This window comes from Catellatospora methionotrophica, assembly GCF_011297335.1.
GTDB classification, from domain to species: Bacteria; Actinomycetota; Actinomycetes; order Mycobacteriales; family Micromonosporaceae; genus Catellatospora; species Catellatospora methionotrophica.
Genome location: NZ_JAAOTJ010000005.1, coordinates 38,935 through 55,803, shown reverse-complemented (window position 1 = coordinate 55,803; position 16,869 = coordinate 38,935). Strand labels below are relative to the sequence as shown.

Sequence of the window (16,869 nt, the reverse complement as noted above, 5' to 3'; positions counted from 1 at the left end):
CGGCCGGACCGGCTGCCCAAGCCGAAATCGTGGTCACTTTCTTCATCCGCCGGACCATCGGCGCAGTGCTGATGCTGTTCGTGGTCAGCATCGCGACGTTTCTGATCTTCTTCGGTCTGCCCCGCCTCGCCGGTGCGACGCCCGAGACCTTCGCCGCGCGATACCTCAGCCGCACCGCCGACGCGCATGCACAGCAGGTGTTCGCCGAGAAGCTGGGTTTCTACGACCCGCTCTGGATGCAGTACGGGCGCTGGATCAAGGCGATCTTCGTCGGCACCGACTACGACTACGGCACCGGCATCGAACACTGCGCCGCCCCCTGCTTCGGCTACTCCTTCCGCACCAACCACGCGGTGTGGACCGACCTGCTCGACCGGATGCCGGTCACCGTCTCACTGACCGTCGGCGCGTCGATCCTGTGGCTGGTCACGGGTGTCGGGGTCGGCGTGCTGAGCGCGCTGCGCAAGGGCAGCTTCTTCGACCGGGCCGCGATGACGGGCGCGCTGGCGGGCGTCTCCCTGCCGCCGTACTTCACCGGCCTGATGTTCCTCTACTTCTTCAGCTACCAGTTCGACCTGACGGCGCCGGGCGGCACCTACGTCGACTTCACCGACAATCCAGGCGAGTGGGCGTACAGCCTGATCCTGCCGTGGATCACGCTGGCGATGCTGAACGCGGCCGCGTACGCGCGGTTCACCCGAGCAGGCATGCTCGACACGATGGGCGAGGACTTCATCCGTACCGCGCGGGCCAAGGGCCTGCATGAACGGGTGGTGGTCACCAAGCACGGCCTGCGCGCCGCGCTGACCCCCATCATCACGATCTTCGGCCTCGACGTCGGCCTGCTGCTCGGCGGCGCGATCCTCACCGAGAGCACCTTCGGGCTCAAGGGCCTGGGCTACTTCGCCATCGACGCCATCGGCAAGCAGGACTTCCCACAGATCATGGGCGTGACGATGTTCGCGGCGTTCTTCGTCGTCGTCGCCAACCTGATCGTCGATATGCTCTACGCGGTGGTCGACCCGCGGGTGAGGCTGTCATGAACACTGTGATCTCTCCTCGGCAGGATCCCACCAGCGGGCCGTTCCTCGAACTGCGCGACCTGAAGGTCCACTTCCCGACCGACGACGGCCTGGTCAAGTCCGTGGACGGGCTGTCCTTCTCGCTGGAACGCGGCAAGACCCTCGGCATCGTGGGCGAGTCCGGCTCCGGCAAGTCCGTCTCCAGCCTGGGCATCCTCGGCATCTACCACCGCCGCAACGCGAACGTGTCCGGCGAGATCTGGCTGGACGGCCAGGAACTGGTCAGCGCGTCGCCGGAGACCGTACGCGGGCTGCGCGGCAAGCGGATGGCGATGATCTTCCAGGACCCGCTGTCGGCGATGCACCCCTACTACACCATCGGTGACCAGATCATCGAGGCGTACCGGGTGCACCACAAGGTGTCCAAGAAGGTCGCCCGCAAGCACGCGATCGACCTGCTGGCCAGGGTCGGCATCCCGCAGCCGGACAAGCGGGTCGACGACTACCCGCACCAGTTCTCCGGCGGTATGCGGCAGCGCGCGATGATCGCGATGGCGCTGTCCTGCGACCCCGAGCTGCTGATCGCCGACGAGCCGACCACGGCGCTCGACGTGACGGTGCAGGCGCAGATCCTCGACCTGATGCGTGACCTCCAGCAGGAGTTCAACTCCGCGCTGATCATCATCACGCACGACCTGGGTGTCACCGCCGAACTGGCCGACGACGTGCTCGTCATGTACGGCGGCAAGTGCATCGAGTACGGCACCGCCACCGAGATCTTCGAGAACCCGCAGCACCCGTACACCTGGGGTCTGCTCGGTTCGATGCCGCGGCTCGACCAGCCGGTCACCGAGCGGCTGCTACCCATCAAGGGCACCCCGCCGTCGCTGATCAACGTCCCGTCCGGCTGCTCGTTCCACCCGCGCTGCGCCTTCGCCGAGAAGACCGGCGGGCTGGACAGCACCGTGGTGCCGGAGCTGGAGCTCACCGGCAGCAGCGGGCACCGGGTGCGCTGCCACCTGCCCGCGCAGGTGCGTCAGCAGATCTGGCGGGACGAGATCAAGCCGACCCTGGAGGGCGAGCGCAGCGTGGCGAGCATGTCCGAGCTGCCGTCCGCCTCCCACGAAAGCGAGGAGTTGGCATGAGCGAGGCTTTGCTGTCGGTCCGCGGGCTGCAGAAGCACTTCCCGATCACCAAGGGCGTGCTGCGCCGCAAGGTGGGCGCGGTGCAGGCCGTCGACGGCCTCGACTTCGACGTGCGGCCGGGCGAGACGCTCGGCCTGGTCGGCGAGTCCGGGTGTGGCAAGACCACGACCGGCCGGCTGCTGACCCGGCTCATCGAGCCGACCGCCGGCAACATCACCTTCGAGGGCCGGGACATCTCGCACCTGTCGCAGGGGCGGCTCCGGCCGTTCCGGCGCGACCTGCAGATGATCTTCCAGGACCCGTACTCGTCGCTGAACCCCCGGCACACGGTCGGCGCCATCGTCGGCGCGCCGTTCCGGATCCAGTCGGTGAAGACCGAGCACGGCGTCAAGCGCGAGGTGCAGAAGCTGCTGGAGCTGGTCGGCCTCAACCCGGAGCACTACAACCGCTACCCGCACGAGTTCTCCGGCGGCCAGCGCCAGCGCATCGGCATCGCCCGTACGCTGGCCCTGAAGCCGAAGATGATCATCGCGGACGAGCCGGTGTCGGCGCTGGACGTGTCCATCCAGGCCCAGGTGGTCAACCTGCTGGAAGACCTGCAGACCGAGCTCGGCCTGACCTACGTCGTGATCGCGCACGACCTGTCGGTGGTGCGCCACATCTCCGACCGGGTCGCGGTGATGTACCTGGGCAAGATCGTGGAGATCGCCGACCGGGAGTCGCTGTACCGCGCACCGCGTCACCCGTACACGGCGGCGCTGCTGTCGGCCGTGCCGGTGCCCGACCCGCGCCGCCGCGAACTCGGCCAGCGTGAGCGGATCCTGCTCACCGGCGACGTGCCCAGCCCGATCAACCCGCCGTCGGGTTGCCGGTTCCGCACCCGCTGCTGGAAGGCGCAGGACGTCTGCGCCACGACGCCGCCGCCGCTGGTCCGCCACGGCGACGACATCGAAGGCCACCTGGCCGCCTGCCACTTCCCCATGGCCCTCGGCGAAAAGCGCTGACCCACCACGACGACAAGGGCCCCGAGGCACACCAGCCCCGGGGCCCTTCCCCATCTCTTCACCCACCCCGACCACCCACCCTGACCACCCACCCCGACCACCCGTCCCGCCGCCGGGCGCCCCGCCCCACCTGTCGCAACTCTTAAAAAGTCGCGCCTTCCGAGGCGTCCTGTGGCCGCGACTCTTTAAGAGTTGCGGCACGAGGGCGGCGCGCGGCGGCGCGAGGGCGGCGGTGGGGTGGGGTGGGTTAGTCGAGTTTTTCGAGGTTGAAGCTGCGGCGGAGGGATTCGACGGCGGCCTGCTCGGTGGTCTGGCGGGCGGTGGCGGCGTCGACGATCTCGTCGGTGGGCTCGTCACCGGGGTCGAAGCCTTCGATGGTGCGCGGCGGGGGGCCGTCGTACTCGGGGTCGTACGGCGGTTCCTCCAGCGGGGGGCCGTCGTCGGCAACCGGTGCGCGGCGTCCCGTGGACTGCGCGGGTGCGGGTGCTGCCGGGGCGACCCCGCCGACGCGGGCCGGAGTGGGCCAGTCGTCCCCGGCGGGTGCCGGGGTGCGGGAGGGGGCGGCCGCCTTCGGGGCGGTGCTGCGCGGCGGCGCGGAGGCCGGAGCCGTGGCCCCGGCGCGCGGCGCGGCGGCGCGGGGATCCCCGCCGACCTCGCAGCGCAGCTGCCACTTGCCGCCGAGCACCTGGTGCACGGCGTCCATCAGCGGCGTGGGGTCGTTCTCCACCCCGTTCGCGTGGATCTTGTGCTTGAACAGCAGCACCAGGGTGTTGCCGTCGATGTCGCGCACCACTGCCTCGCGGGCGAACGCCGCAGCCTTCTTGCTGCTGCGGCCGACCATGCGCACGATCTCGTCCCAGGACCGGCGGACGGCCGTCGCGTCGTCCGCCCCGGCCAGGGGCGCGTTCGGCGCGGCGGGCTCGGGCGTGCGGGCGGGTGCGGCACGGGCCGGTTCGGGCGCGCGGGACTGCTCCACGGGCCGCACCGGTTCGGGCGTACGGGCCGGGTCGGCCGCCGCCCAGGGATCGGCGACCTCGTAGGACGAGTCGTCACCCGGCGGGGTGGTGCCGGGATGCTGGGCCGAGCCGGAGTCCTCTGGCGCGGCAGGCCGGGCGGTCGCGCGGGCGGGCTGGCTGTGCGCCGCTGCGCTGGCCGCCGCCGCCCGTGCGGCTTCGCGGCCCGTGGCAGGAGCGGCGGCGTGGGCGTTCGGGGCGTCCTGGGCGGTCCGCTGGGCAGGACTGGGGTCGCGCTGGGGGTGGCTGGTCTCGGCGCGGGCGTCGGCGGCCGGGCGGGTGGCCGCGCCGGGCACGAAACCGGTCTCCAGCCGTTCCAGCCGCTGGAGCAGGGCACCGCCCGACTCGTCGGCGGCGGGCAGCAGCATGCGGGCGGCGATCAGCTCCAGCAGCAGCCGGGGCGAGGTCGCGCCGCGCATCTCCACCAGGCCGTTGGCCACGATGTCGGCGCAGCGGGACAGTGTCGCCGGGCCGAGCTGGGCGGCCTGTGTCTGCATCCGGGCCAGCTGCTCCTCGGGCACGTCGAGCAGGCCCTTTTCGGCCGCGTCGGGCACCTGGCGCAGGATGATCAGGTCGCGCAGCCGCTCCAGCAGGTCGTTGGCGTATCGGCGGGAGTCGTGCCCCGCCTCGGCGACCCGGTCGATGGCTCCGAACGCGGCCGCGCCGTCACCGGCGGCCAGCGCGTCGATCATCTCGTCGATCAGTGCGTTGTCGGTGACCCCGAGCAGCGACACCGCGCGGGCGTACGTCACGCCGTCCGGGCCCGAGCCCGCGATGAGCTGGTCGAGCACGGACAGGCTGTCGCGGGCCGAACCGCCGCCCGCCCGGACCACCAGTGGCAGCACCAGCGGCTCCACCGCGACCTCTTCGAGCCTGCAGAGGTGCTCCAGGTAGGGCCGGAGTGCGTTGGGCGGCATGAGGCGGAACGGGTAGTGGTGGGTGCGCGAGCGGATGGTGCCGAGCACCTTCTCCGGCTCGGTGGTGGCGAAGATGAACTTGACGTAGTCCGGCGGCTCCTCGACGAGCTTGAGCAGCGCGTTGAAGCCCGCCGACGAGACCATGTGCGCCTCGTCGATGATGTAGATCTTGTAGCGGCTGATCGCGGGCGCGAAGAACGCGCGTTCACGCAGCTCGCGGGCGTCGTCGACGCCGCCATGGCTGGCCGCGTCGATCTCGATCACGTCGATCGAGCCGGCGCCGTCGGAGGCCAGCGCCTTGCACGACTCGCACTCGCCGCACGGCTCGGGCGTCGGGCCCTGGACGCAGTTCAGCGAGCGGGCCAGGATGCGCGCGCTGGTCGTCTTGCCGCAGCCGCGGGGCCCGGAGAACAGGTAGGCGTGGTTGATCCGGCCGCTCTTGAGCGCCTGGATCAGCGGCTCGGTGACATGATCCTGACCGATCACCTCAGCGAAGGTGCGGGGCCGGTACTTGCGGTACAGCGCCAGGGCCACGGGGCGTACACCTCCTACGAACGTCGCCCGCTACCGTACCGCGCAGGTATGACCACCGGCCTGCTGGACCGGCGCGCGCGGCGGTCCCGTTGGGCGATATGTCGCACGCTGTCCGTCCCTGTTCCGAACAACGGTTCGGTATCAACTCCCCGCCCGCCCGTGCCACGACGTATCGACCGCCGTTAGGGTCGGCCTCGGGTGACCCTGTGTCGTCGAGTTATCACGCATATAGGACAGAGGTGGCCGCGATGCGCGCACGACGGTGGCGGATCTGGTCGGCGGCGGTCGCGGCGGGAGCGCTGCTGCTCGCCGCCGGCTGCACGGGCGACAAGGCCCGCCCGCCGGTCACCGCGTCCAGCCCACCGCCGGCCGTGAGCACCGAGGACACCCTGGTCTTCGCCATGGGGCAGATCCGCATCCTGGACCCGGCCCTCTCGCCCGACGCCGAGTCGCTGCGCATCACCCGGCAGGTGCTGGAGACCCTGGTCCAGGCGGAACCGGGCGGTGCGGTGGCGGCTCCGGGCCTGGCCGAGACGTTCTCGGTCGACGGCAGCGGCACCGTCTGGACGTTCCGCCTCCGGCCGGGCGTGACGTTCCACGACGGCACCGCCCTGGACGCCGCCGCGGTCTGCGCCAACTTCGACCGGTGGTATCGCCTGCCCGCCGCGTTGCAGGCCGGTGACATCACCGCCGCCTGGCAGATGGTCTTCGGCGGCTTCGCCAAGAACTCCTCCAGCCGCCTGGCGGCGAGCCTGTTCAAGTCGTGCACGGCCCGTGACGCGGCCACCGCGGAGATCGCGCTGACCCGGGCCAGCAGCCGCTTCCCGGCGGCCTTCACGCTGCCGTCGTTCGCCATCTCCAGCCCGAAGGCCCTGCGCGAGCAGGCAGCCGACAAGCCGGTCAAGGGCAGCCGCTATCCGGCGTACGGGAACAAGCCCGTGGGCACCGGTCCCTACCGTTTCGTGTCCTGGGACAAGGCGGCCCGCAAGGTGGAGCTGGAGGCGTTCGACGGCTACCACGGCACGGCCGCCAAGGTGCGGCACCTGATCTTCCAGACCGTGGAGGCGGGGCTGCGCAAGCAGGCGCTGCTCGACGGCAAGATCGACGGCTACGACCTGGTCGCCCCAGGGGACCGCAAGGCGCTGGCCGAGCAGGGCTTCCACGTGCTGACCCGGCCCGCCTTCAACACCCTCTACCTGGGCATCAACCAGCGTGGCAACCCCGCGCTGGCCAAACCCGAGGTGCGCCAGGCCATCGCGTACGCGATCGACCGGCAGCGCCTGGTCAGCGAGGCCTTCCCGGAGGGGGCGCGGCTGGCGCTGAACTTCCACCCCGAGCTGCTCCCCGGCTGGAACCCGGGCGTCGCGGCGTACCAGTACGACCCGGCGAAGGCCAAGGAGCTGCTCGCCGCAGCGGGTTACGGCAGCGGGCTCAAGCTGCGCTTCCACTACCCCCGCAACGTGACCCGGCCCTACCTGCCCGACCCGAAGAAGATCTTCGAGCTGCTGGCCGCCGACCTGCGCGCGGCCGGGATCGAGGTGGACGGGATCGAGCAGCGCTGGACGCCGGACTACCTCAACACGGTGTCCAAGGGCACCGCCCACGACCTGCACCTGTACGGCGTGACCGGCAACTACGGCGAGGCGTACGACTTCATGGGCCAGCTGTTCGCCAAGCCGACCGCCGAGTTCGGGTTCACCGACGCGGACCTGTTCGCGAAGCTCAAGCAGGTCGACGGGATCGGCGACCCGGTCCAGCGCCGCCCGCTGTACGAGCAGCTCAACGCGCGGCTGCTGGAGTCGCTGCCCGCCGTGCCGCTGGCCCACGGGCCGGACGCGCTGGTGCTGGACAAGAACCTGATCGGTCTCACGCCCAGCCCGCTCACCGACGAGGACTTCGCCACGGCGCTGTTCAGCTGAGTCCGGCGCCGACCCCCACGCGCGGGAACGTCGCGTGTCGCGTCGGGCGGAATGTCAGGTTCTGTAGTTGTACGCGGTAGCCTGCCACCTTGCCAGAGCAAATCGACCCGCGTCAGGCGGGACGGCGCTGCGCGCACGGGCGCCGTGCCGCGCTCGATGGGGGAATCGTGGTACGTGCCTGGATGACCGTCGCGTTCGGAGCCGCCCTCGGGCTCGCCGCCGGTCTGCCCGCCGCTGCCGCACCGGCCAAGGACGGGCTCAAGCTCGACCTGCCGGCCGCGGCCGGGGCCACCGCACTCGGCAGCGCCGACGACGTCGTCGGGCTGACCAACACCACCGGCCACGACCTGAGCAAGGTCGTGCTGCAGGTCCGGCTGACCGGCGGGCTCGCCCAGCGGGTCGAGCTGGCCGGAGCGGACTGGTGCGACCACACGAAGACCACCGCCACCTGCAAGGTCGACCGGATCACGCCCGGCCAGGGCTTCACGATCCGGCTGGACCTGCGGGCGCGGGCGAAGGCCCCGCTGGGCGCGGCGGGCACGGTGTCGGTCAGCGCCCGTGGCGTCGGCGTGCCCGCGGCGTACGGCACGTTCGGCGTCGCGGTGGCGTCGCCGCCGTACACCGACGTGGCGGCGGTCGCCGAGCAGGCGCAGGTCTACCTGCACACCGGGGACACCGCGACGATGGGGGTGGAGTACCGCAACACCGGCCCGGTGCCCGCGCTGCTGCGGGTCGCCGACCCGGTCACTGCCGGCTTCGACGACATGACCTGGCTCGACTGTCCCGAGGACGACGGCGACGCCTGCCTGCTCCAGCTCCCGGCCGGGCAGTCGAAGCGGCTCGGCTTCACGATGCGCCTGACCGGCCCGGCACCGGCGGAACCGCATGTGGCGATGACCGTCGAGGGCGCGTACGACCGGATCGTCACCGACAACCTGGCCGTCTACCCGGTGTGCGTGTACGACACCGGCCGCTGCACCCGGCACCTGCCCGGCACCCGCAGCGACGTGTTCGCCGCACCCGCTCCGCGAGCCGAGCCAGCCCCCGGGCCGGACGCCGAGAACCAGGCGGTCGCGCTGACGCAGCCCGAACACGTGCCGGTCGCGGTGGAGCGGGAACTCGCCGCCGAGGAGCCGTACAGCCTGCTCGACGAGGTCACCGGCATCCTGGTGTACTCCCTGCTGGCAGTGCTCATCCTCGGCACCAGCGTCGCGCTCGCCCTGCGCAAGCGCGCCGCCGACCGGGGCTAGCCCTCGGGCCGGTTGAGCAGGCCCACGGCCAGCGCGTGCAGGGCCTGGGCGGGGTCGGTGACCGGCACGGTCGCGCCGGTCACCGTGTACCACTCCTCGGCGCCCAGGTACTGCACGCGGAGCCGGACGGTGCCGTCACCGGCCGGCTCCGTGGCGAGCGTCAGCTCACCGGTGACCACGCCCACCTCGTCGGTCATGACCCCGCCAGGCCCGGCGACGATGTTCGTGATCAGCTCGCTCATGCCACGAACCCGCTACGCGCGTCCGCAGCATGGGGGCCGGTGCTTCGCTCGCCACACACACTCATGCACACAACCCCAGCATGTCGGTCAGGGCGGCCTTCTCGGCCGTGGTCACGGTGAGTTTCCAGTAGGTCTTCACCGTGATCCATTGTTGCGCATAGGTGCACCAGTAGTCCTTCGATGGCGGTTTCCAGGTCGACGGGTCCTGGTCGCCCTTGGACCGGTTGCTGGTCGCCGACACCGCGAACAGCTGCGGCCGCTCCAGGTCGTTGGCGAACTGCGAGCGCTTCTCGTTGGTCCAGTCGTCGGCGCCGGAGCGCCACGCGTTGGCCAGCGGCACCATGTGGTCGATGTCGACCTTGAGCGGGTCGGTGGTCTTGAGGCCGTCGTACACGCTGGACCACTCGCCGCCGGTGACGTTGCAGCCGCTGAGCTTGATGTTCTTGCCGTCGCGGGCGAGCACGGTGTCGCGCACGTCGCAGTTGGACCCGGCCTTGTTCCAGTGCGGGAACTTCTCCCGCGTGTAGCCGGTCATCGGCCGCGCGGTGGCGACCTTCAGGTTGGACAGCGACGCGAGCGCGTTGCTGCCCGCGTTCGGGTCGACGTTGACGCCACCGGGCCCCGCCGGGCTGCCGGGACCGCTGTCGACCGGGTCGCATGCCGTGGTCGCGGCGGCCGCGACGGCCGCCACCAGGAGTAGGAGAATTCTGGTACGTCTGGGGGGTTTGGGGGATCGCACCCGCTCACCATACGAGCAGTCCTCACCATCACCACGTATCCCTCACCTTCGCGTTCCCGCGCGCGGCGCGGCCCGCGGGACGACAATGGACGGAATGGAGACGACAGGACTACGCCTGAGCAGCGCCGCCGGGCGGGGCACGCTCGCCGCGGCGGTGCTGGCCTCCGGCATGGCGTTCCTCGACTCCACCGTGGTCAACGTCGCGTTGCCGACGCTCGGGCGGGAGCTGGGCGCGAGCCTGGCCCAGCTGCAGTGGGTGATCAACGGATACACCCTGACCCTGGCCGCTTTCGTGCTGCTCGGCGGCGCGCTGGGCGACCACCTCGGACGGCGTCGGATATTCGTCACCGGCGTCGTCTGGTTCACCCTGGCCTCGCTGGTGTGCGGGATCGCGCCGAACGTCGAGACGCTGATCGCCGCCCGGGTGGTGCAGGGCATCGGCGGGGCGCTGCTGGCACCGGGGTCGCTGGCGCTGCTGCAGTCCTCGTTCCGGGAAGGGGACCGGGCCCGCGCGATCGGCGCCTGGTCCGGGCTGGCGGGCACCACGACGGCCCTGGGCCCGTTCGTCGGCGGTGTGCTGATAGACCAGGTGTCCTGGCGCTGGATCTTCCTGATCAACCTGCCGCTGGCGGCGGCCGTCGTCTGGCTGTGCAAGGTGTACGTGCCGGAGAGCCGCAACACCGCGACGGCGCACCACTTCGACGTCGCCGGGGCGCTGCTGGGCGCGGCCGCGCTGGGCGGTGTCACGTACGCCCTGATCGCCTGGCCGGAGCGGGGCTTCGTGTCGCTGCCGGTGCTCGGCGGGTTCGTGGTCGGGCTGGCCGGGGCGGTCGCATTCCTGCTGGTCGAGCGGGCCCGCGCGATGGGCGCGATGATGCCGCTGCGGCTGTTCAGCTCGCGCGTGTTCTCCGTGCTCAACCTCTACACGGTGCTGGCGTACGGCGCGTTCGGCGGCTTCTTCTTCCTGCTCGTCATCTACCTGCAGACCGGGCTCGGCTACGACGCCCTGGAGGCGGGCCTGGCCACCCTGCCGATGACCCTGGTCATGCTGGTCGGCTCGGAGCTGTCGGGCGCGGCGGCCACGAAGTTCGGCCCGAAGGTGCAGCTGACCATCGGTCCGCTGTGCTGCGCGGCCGGGATGATGCTGATCCGTGGCATCACGCCCGGGGTGAACTACTGGACCGGGATCCTGCCCGGCGTGCTCATCTTCGGTGTCGGGCTGACGCTGCTCGTCGCACCGCTGACCGCGTCCGTGCTGTCCGCCGTCGAGGTGCGGTTCGCGGGGGTGGCCAGCGGCGTCAACAACACGGCGGCACGGGCCGGTTCGCTGCTCGCCGTGGCGGCGCTGCCGCTGGTCGTGGGCCTGTCGGGCGAGGAGTACGAGAACGGGGCCGCCCTGGGCGTGGCGTTCCACGACGCCGGGATGTGGTGCGCCGGCGCGATGGTCGTGGCGGCCGTGCTGGCCCTGTTCGTGTGCGGCAGGGTCCGCCTGGACCGTGAACCCCCCACCGCCGCCCTCCCGCAGGTCATCCAACGGGGCCGCTGCCCCTGATCCGGCCGGCGGTCCACTCCACAAGCAGCCCGCGGTCCACTTCACAAGCAGAAGGAAGGGCACCGTCCTAACGGATGTTAGGAAGGTGCCCTTCCTTCGATTGCGATCAGTGGCGGTTGACGGCGCTCGCGACGGCCTTCAGGGAGGCGGTCACGATGTTGGCGTCGACGCCGACGCCCCAGCGGGTCTCGCCGTCCACGTCGCACTCGACGTACGCGGCGGCCTGCGCGTCGCCGCCGGAGGTCAGCGCGTGCTCGGCGTAGTCCAGCACCCGCACGCTCACCCCGTGGTCGCTCAGCGCCCGGATGAACGCGTCGATCGGGCCGTTGCCGACCCCGGTCAGGCTATGCGAGGTGCCGTCCAGATCGGCCTCCGCGACCAGCTCCACCTTGCCGTCGACGGTCGCCACCGAGTACGAGCGCACCGCCAGGCGGCGGTCGGTCAGGTACTCGTCGGCGAACACGGCGTACATCTCGGCGGGCGTGACCTCGCCACCGGCGTCGTCGGTGCGCCGCTGGACGACGCCCGAGAACTCGATCTGCAGGCGGCGCGGCAGGTCCAGCTGGTGCTCGGACTTCATGATGTACGCGACGCCGCCCTTGCCCGACTGCGAGTTGACCCGGATGACCGCCTCGTAGGAGCGGCCCAGGTCCTTCGGGTCGATCGGCAGGTAGGGCACGCCCCACTCGAACTGCTCGACCGGCACCCCGGCCTTGTCCGCCTTGCGGGCGTGCGCGTCCAGACCCTTCTTGATCGCGTCCTGGTGCGAGCCCGAGAACGCCGTGTAGACCAGGTCCCCGGCGTACGGGTGGCGCTCGTGCACGGGCAGCTGGTTGCAGTACTCCACGGCGCGCTTGATCTCGTCGATGCCGGTGAAGTCGACCTGCGGGTCGATGCCCTGGCTGAACAGGTTCAGGCCCAGGGTGACCAGGTCCACGTTGCCGGTGCGCTCGCCGTTGCCGAACAGGCAGCCCTCGATCCGGTCCGCGCCCGCCAGCAGGCCCAGCTCGGCGGCGGCGACACCGGTGCCCCGGTCGTTGTGCGGGTGCAGGCTCAGGATGACGGAGTCGCGGCGCGGCAGCCGCCGGTGCATCCACTCGATCGAGTCGGCGTACACGTTAGGCGAGGCCATCTCGACGGTGGCGGGCAGGTTGATGATCAGGGGGCGGTCCGGCGTCGGGTCGATCACGTCGATGACCGCCGAGCACACCTCCAGCGCGTACTCCAGCTCGGTGCCGGTGTACGACTCGGGGGAGTACTCGTACCGGATCTCGGTGTCCGGGGTGATGATCTCGGCGTACTTCTGGCACAGCCGCGCGCCGTCCGTCGCGATCGCGGTGATGCCGTCCTTGTCCAGGCCGAACACCACCTCGCGCTGCAGCGTGGAGGTCGAGTTGTAGAAGTGCACGATCGCCCGCTTCGCGCCGCGCAGGCTTTCGAAGGTGCGCTCGATCAGGTGCTCGCGGCACTGGACCAGCACCTGGATGGTCACGTCGTCCGGGATCAGCTGCTCTTCGATGAGCTGCCGTACGAACGAGAAGTCGGTCTCGCTGGCGGCCGGGAAACCGACCTCGATCTCCTTGTATCCCATCCGCACCAGCAGCTCGAACATGCGGCGCTTGCGGTCGGGGGACATCGGGTCGATCAGGGCCTGGTTGCCGTCGCGCAGGTCCACCGCGCACCACTGCGGGGCGGCGTCGACGCGGCGGGTCGGCCAGGCGCGGTCGGGCACCTCTACCTGGAACTGTTCGTGATAGCCGCGGTAACGCTGGTACGGCATCTTGCTGGGGCGCTGAGCAGCAGCAGACATGGGTTCCATGCTCCTTGACATCATGTGTTTCGCGCGTGGTCCGGCGGCGGAATGTGCCCAAGAGAACATCGGCCGTCATCAGATTCGTTGAACCGGCAACTTCTCGGTCAACCAGGAACGTGAGGGACCAGCGGGCGAGCGCACGTCGCTACTCCGCGACGAGGTGCCGGTCGGTCAGACCTCGTCGCGGCGGCGAAGCAGGAGGCTCACGCAGCACATGATGTCGACGACTCTACGCCCACGGATCGCCGTCGTGCCCGGAAGTCCGCCCAGTGGGACGCGGGTCCCGCTGGTCAGGCCTTGGGGGACGGGGAGGCCGAGGTGCTGGGGGACGGTTTCGGGGACGGCGGCGCGGTCAGCGGGAGCGGGTTGCCGGGCACGACCGGCCCCGGGAGCTGCACCGAAGGCGGGGCGAGGCCGGGCGTGCCCTCCAGCAGCAGCGTGCCGAAGGCGACCTTGGCGGCGGTGAGCGTGCCGTCGATCTCGTAGCAGTAGATGCCCGCGTCCAGCGGCAGCGTCATGCTGGCCGCCGAGGACTCCACCGAGTAGCACGTGCCGCGGGCCCCGGGCAGCGGGGCGACCTCGGCCACCGCGAGCGCGAGCCGCCGGTCGGTGAGCATGTTCTGCCAGTCCGTGATCAGGTGCTGGATCTTCAGATCGGCCTTGGCGGGCAGCGCCCCCGCGATCCTCACGCACCCCGAGTACGGGTGGTTGCCCGCGGCCAGCGCGCACTGGTGCAGCGCGTTGCCCGCGAAGACCAGCGCGATGTCGACCGCGCCGCTGTGCGCGCCGCCGGGCACGTCGATGCGCCAGGTGCCGTCCTGGGCGCGGGTGACGACCACCCGGCGGTCCGGCCGTTTCGGGCTCTTGAAGGTGTACGCGGCCACCTGCCGCAGGTCCTTGGCGGCGGCCGCGCGGGCGGCGAGCTGTGCCCGCGGCTCGGTCGGCATGGCCGCGACGGTGGACCGCGGGGCGGCCGACGACGCCGCCGTCTCCGGCGTGTCGCCACCACAGGCGGACACCGACCAGCAGGCGGCGATGAGACAGAGGGAGAGGACAGCCCGGCGCACGCGCCCATTCTTTACCCTGCGCGGCACGAACTCCGCCCATGACGCGCCCCGATCCGCGCATGATCGGCCGCGGCCCAGGAAACCCCCGGTCTGTGGTGCGCGTCACAGCCGTTAAATCCTGCGGCGGCGATGCGGAGGAGGCGGGCGACTGCACGGTGCGAGCCGCCGTACGAAAGAGGATCTCGGACTTCCCGGGGCGCGCTGCCCGACAGCTGGGATCGACCCGACCGGGGCGGCCGGAGCCGCCGCTAAGCTGAAGCGTCCTTAGTCCCTGAGGTGGAGAGGAGCCGTGCAACCGTGGCCCTCGTGGTGCAGAAGTACGGCGGCTCGTCAGTCGCCAATGCTGAGCGGATCAAGCGGGTCGCCGAGCGCATCGTCGCGACGCGGAAGGCCGGCAACGACGTGTGTGTGGTCGTCTCCGCGATGGGCGATACGACCGATGAGCTGATCGACCTGGCACACCAGGTCAGCCCGCTGCCGCCGGGGCGCGAGTTCGACATGCTGCTCACCGCCGGCGAGCGCATCTCGATGGCGTTGCTGGCCATGGCCATCCACAACCTGGGCTACGAGGCGCGCTCGTACACCGGGTCGCAGGCGGGCGTCATCACCACCTCGGTGCACGGCCGGGCCCGCATCATCGACGTCACCCCGGGCCGCCTGCGCGGCGCGCTCGACGAGGGCGCGATCGTGATCGTGGCCGGTTTCCAGGGCGTCGCCCAGGACACCAAGGACATCACCACGCTCGGCCGGGGCGGCTCGGACACGACCGCCGTGGCGCTGGCCTCCGCGCTGAAGGCCGACGTCTGCGAGATCTACACCGACGTCGACGGCGTCTACACCGCCGACCCGCGCATCGTGCCCAACGCCGCCAAGGTCGACCAGATCACCTACGAGGAGATGCTGGAACTCGCCGCCTCCGGCGCGAAGATCCTGCATCTGCGCAGCGTGGAGTATGCCCGCCGGTTCGGGCTGCCGATCCACGTCCGCTCGTCGTACTCGAACAACACCGGCACCCTCGTGACGGGATCAATGGAGGACCTTTCCGTGGAGCAAGCACTCATCACCGGCGTCGCGCACGACCGCAACGAAGCGAAGATCACCATCGTCTCCGTGCCGGACGAGCCGGGCGAGGCCGCGTCGATCTTCCGGGCGCTCGCGGACTCCGAGATCAACATCGACATGATCGTGCAGAACGTCTCCACCGAGGCCTCCGGCCGCACCGACATCTCCTTCACGCTGCCCAAGGACGACGGTCCCACCGCGATGGCCGCCCTGCAGAAGATCCAGGAGCGGGTCGGCTTCAAGGGCCTGCTCTACGACGACCACATCGGCAAGATCTCCCTGGTCGGCGCGGGCATGCGCTCCAACCCCGGCGTCACCGCCACCTTCTGCGAGGCGCTGGCCCGCGCGGGCGTCAACATCGAGATCATCTCGACCTCCGAGATCCGCATCTCGGTCGTCTGCCGCGACACCGACCTCGACAACGCCGTGCGTGCCGTGCACGACGCGTTCGAGCTCGGCGGCGACGAAGAGGCCGTGGTGTACGCCGGGACCGGCAGGTGACCATGACCCATAAGCTGCCCACTCTCGCCGTCGTGGGCGCCACCGGCGCGGTCGGCACGGTGATGCTCGACATCCTCAGCAACCGCCGCAACGTGTGGGGCGAGATCCGGCTCATCGCCTCCGCCCGCTCGGCAGGCCGCCGCCTGCCCGTACGCGGCGAGGAGATCGAGGTCGTCGCGCTCACCGAGGACGCGTTCGACGGCGTCGACGTCGCCATGTTCGACGTGCCCGACGAGGTCTCCGCCTACTGGGCGCCGATCGCGGCGGCCCGCGGCGTGATCGCGGTCGACAACTCCGGCGCGTTCCGGATGGACCCCGACGTGCCCCTGGTCGTCCCCGAGATCAACCCCGCCCAGGTGCGCAACCGGCCCAAGGGCATCATCGCCAACGCCAACTGCACCACCCTGGCGATGATCGTGGCGATCGCCCCGCTGCACAACGCGTACGGCCTCAAGGAGCTGGTGCTGGCCTCGTACCAGGCCGTCTCCGGGGCCGGGCAGGTCGGCGTGGACACGCTGCACGACCAGATCGCGAAGATCGCCGGGGACCGGGTCCTCGGCACGCGGCCCGGCAACGTGCGGCACGCCGTCGGCGACGACCTGGGCCCGTTCGCCGCACCCGTCGCGCTGAACGTGGTGCCGTTCGCCGGTTCCCTCAAGGACGGCGGCTGGTCCAGCGAGGAACTGAAGATGCGCAACGAGACCCGCAAGATCCTGGGCCTGCCCGATCTGAAGGTCAGCGCGACGTGCGTACGCGTCCCGGTGGTCACCGGCCACTCGGTCGCCGTACACGCCGTCTTCGGCTCCGAGGTCGACGCCATGGGCGCCCGCGAGGTGCTGCAGGGCGCACCCGGCGTGATCGTCGTCGACGACCCCGCGGCGGGCGAGTTCCCCATGCCCATCGACGCCGTCGGCACCGACCCGTCCTGGGTCGGCCGCATCCGCCGCGCCGTCGACGACCCCCGCGCCCTGGACTTCTTCGTGACCGGCGACAACCTCCGCAAGGGCGCCGCCCTCAACACCGCCCAGATCGCCGAACTACTGGCCACCGAGCTGCGCCACTGACCCGTACGCAGGAAGGGCACCTTCT

At 70.9% G+C, this 16,869-nt stretch carries 12 protein-coding genes and 1 pseudogene; 8 read left to right on the top strand and 5 right to left on the bottom strand.

Annotated features, from left to right (window positions below; translation table 11 throughout):
* The first annotated feature begins 29 nt into the window (after positions 1–29).
* Genes HAV40_RS14695 through HAV40_RS14685 form a run of 3 tightly spaced genes read left to right on the top strand, consistent with a single transcriptional unit; the run spans position 30 to position 3,171 of the window.
* On the top strand, positions 30–1,043 hold the full coding sequence (locus HAV40_RS14695) for an ABC transporter permease (RefSeq protein WP_166381543.1): 1,014 nt from the start codon (positions 30–32) through the stop codon (positions 1,041–1,043).
* A complete protein-coding gene (locus HAV40_RS14690) occupies positions 1,040–2,167 on the top strand; it encodes an ABC transporter ATP-binding protein (RefSeq protein ID WP_166381542.1) in 1,128 nt (375 codons plus the stop codon). The genes HAV40_RS14695 and HAV40_RS14690 overlap by 4 nt, the downstream gene beginning before the upstream one ends.
* Positions 2,164–3,171, top strand: a complete 1,008-nt coding sequence (locus HAV40_RS14685; protein WP_166381541.1) for an ABC transporter ATP-binding protein — start codon at positions 2,164–2,166, stop codon at positions 3,169–3,171. The genes HAV40_RS14690 and HAV40_RS14685 overlap by 4 nt, the downstream gene beginning before the upstream one ends.
* A gap of 247 nt (positions 3,172–3,418) precedes the next feature.
* Here the strand turns inward: HAV40_RS14685 and HAV40_RS14680 are convergent, their stop codons facing one another.
* Entirely contained in the window at positions 3,419–5,635 is a 2,217-nt protein-coding gene (locus tag HAV40_RS14680) for a DNA polymerase III subunit gamma and tau (protein WP_166381540.1), read from the bottom strand.
* Positions 5,636–5,883: 248 nt separating this feature from the next.
* Here HAV40_RS14680 and HAV40_RS14675 point away from each other — a divergent pair, with 248 nt between their 5' ends.
* Positions 5,884–7,554 carry an ABC transporter substrate-binding protein gene (locus HAV40_RS14675; RefSeq protein WP_166381539.1) on the top strand — a complete coding sequence of 557 codons (1,671 nt, stop codon included), beginning with the start codon at positions 5,884–5,886 and terminating at the stop codon, positions 7,552–7,554.
* Between the two features lie 182 nt (positions 7,555–7,736).
* Positions 7,737–8,804, top strand: a complete 1,068-nt coding sequence (locus HAV40_RS14670) for a hypothetical protein (protein WP_166381538.1) — start codon at positions 7,737–7,739, stop codon at positions 8,802–8,804.
* Here the strand turns inward: HAV40_RS14670 and HAV40_RS14665 are convergent.
* Both HAV40_RS14665 and HAV40_RS14660 read right to left on the bottom strand, forming a co-directional pair.
* A pseudogene (locus HAV40_RS14665) lies at positions 8,801–9,028 on the bottom strand (hypothetical protein); the annotation flags it as partial. The gene HAV40_RS14670 and the pseudogene HAV40_RS14665 overlap by 4 nt on opposite strands.
* A gap of 79 nt (positions 9,029–9,107) precedes the next feature.
* Entirely contained in the window at positions 9,108–9,740 is a 633-nt protein-coding gene (locus tag HAV40_RS14660; protein WP_409364963.1) for an HNH endonuclease family protein, read from the bottom strand.
* Positions 9,741–9,879: 139 nt separating this feature from the next.
* On the opposite strand from HAV40_RS14660, the gene HAV40_RS14655 reads away from it, so the two are divergent.
* Positions 9,880–11,337, top strand: a complete 1,458-nt coding sequence (locus HAV40_RS14655) for an MFS transporter (RefSeq protein ID WP_166381536.1) — start codon at positions 9,880–9,882, stop codon at positions 11,335–11,337.
* Between the two features lie 106 nt (positions 11,338–11,443).
* On the opposite strand, the gene leuA is transcribed toward HAV40_RS14655, so the two are convergent.
* Together leuA and HAV40_RS14645 are read right to left on the bottom strand one after the other, a co-directional pair.
* Positions 11,444–13,156 (bottom strand): 2-isopropylmalate synthase, encoded by a 1,713-nt coding sequence (gene leuA / locus HAV40_RS14650; RefSeq protein WP_409364960.1) that lies wholly within the window; start codon positions 13,154–13,156, stop codon positions 11,444–11,446.
* A gap of 284 nt (positions 13,157–13,440) precedes the next feature.
* Entirely contained in the window at positions 13,441–14,217 is a 777-nt protein-coding gene (locus HAV40_RS14645; RefSeq protein WP_166381534.1) for a hypothetical protein, read from the bottom strand.
* A gap of 297 nt (positions 14,218–14,514) precedes the next feature.
* On the opposite strand from HAV40_RS14645, the gene HAV40_RS14640 reads away from it, so the two are divergent.
* Both HAV40_RS14640 and HAV40_RS14635 read left to right on the top strand, forming a co-directional pair.
* A complete protein-coding gene (locus tag HAV40_RS14640; protein WP_166381533.1) occupies positions 14,515–15,780 on the top strand; it encodes an aspartate kinase in 1,266 nt (421 codons plus the stop codon).
* A 2-nt stretch (positions 15,781–15,782) separates the two neighbouring features.
* The gene (locus tag HAV40_RS14635) at positions 15,783–16,844 is read left to right on the top strand and encodes an aspartate-semialdehyde dehydrogenase (protein WP_166381971.1); all 1,062 of its coding nucleotides are present in this window, start codon (positions 15,783–15,785) and stop codon (positions 16,842–16,844) included.
* Positions 16,845–16,869 lie beyond the last annotated feature (25 nt).

What these genes read in the sequence shown, in the direction of transcription:
- HAV40_RS14670 (WP_166381538.1), top strand. Translation starts at nt 7,737, where the DNA reads ATGACCGTCGCGTTCGGAGCCGCCCTCGGGCTCGCCGCCGGTCTGCCC.
- HAV40_RS14655 (WP_166381536.1), top strand. Translation starts at nt 9,880, where the DNA reads ATGGAGACGACAGGACTACGCCTGAGCAGCGCCGCCGGGCGGGGCACG.
- HAV40_RS14685 (WP_166381541.1), top strand. Translation starts at nt 2,164, where the DNA reads ATGAGCGAGGCTTTGCTGTCGGTCCGCGGGCTGCAGAAGCACTTCCCG.
- HAV40_RS14690 (WP_166381542.1), top strand. Translation starts at nt 1,040, where the DNA reads ATGAACACTGTGATCTCTCCTCGGCAGGATCCCACCAGCGGGCCGTTC.
- HAV40_RS14635 (WP_166381971.1), top strand. Translation starts at nt 15,783, where the DNA reads ATGACCCATAAGCTGCCCACTCTCGCCGTCGTGGGCGCCACCGGCGCG.
- leuA (WP_409364960.1), bottom strand. Translation starts at nt 13,156, where the DNA reads ATGGAACCCATGTCTGCTGCTGCTCAGCGCCCCAGCAAGATGCCGTAC.
- HAV40_RS14675 (WP_166381539.1), top strand. Translation starts at nt 5,884, where the DNA reads ATGCGCGCACGACGGTGGCGGATCTGGTCGGCGGCGGTCGCGGCGGGA.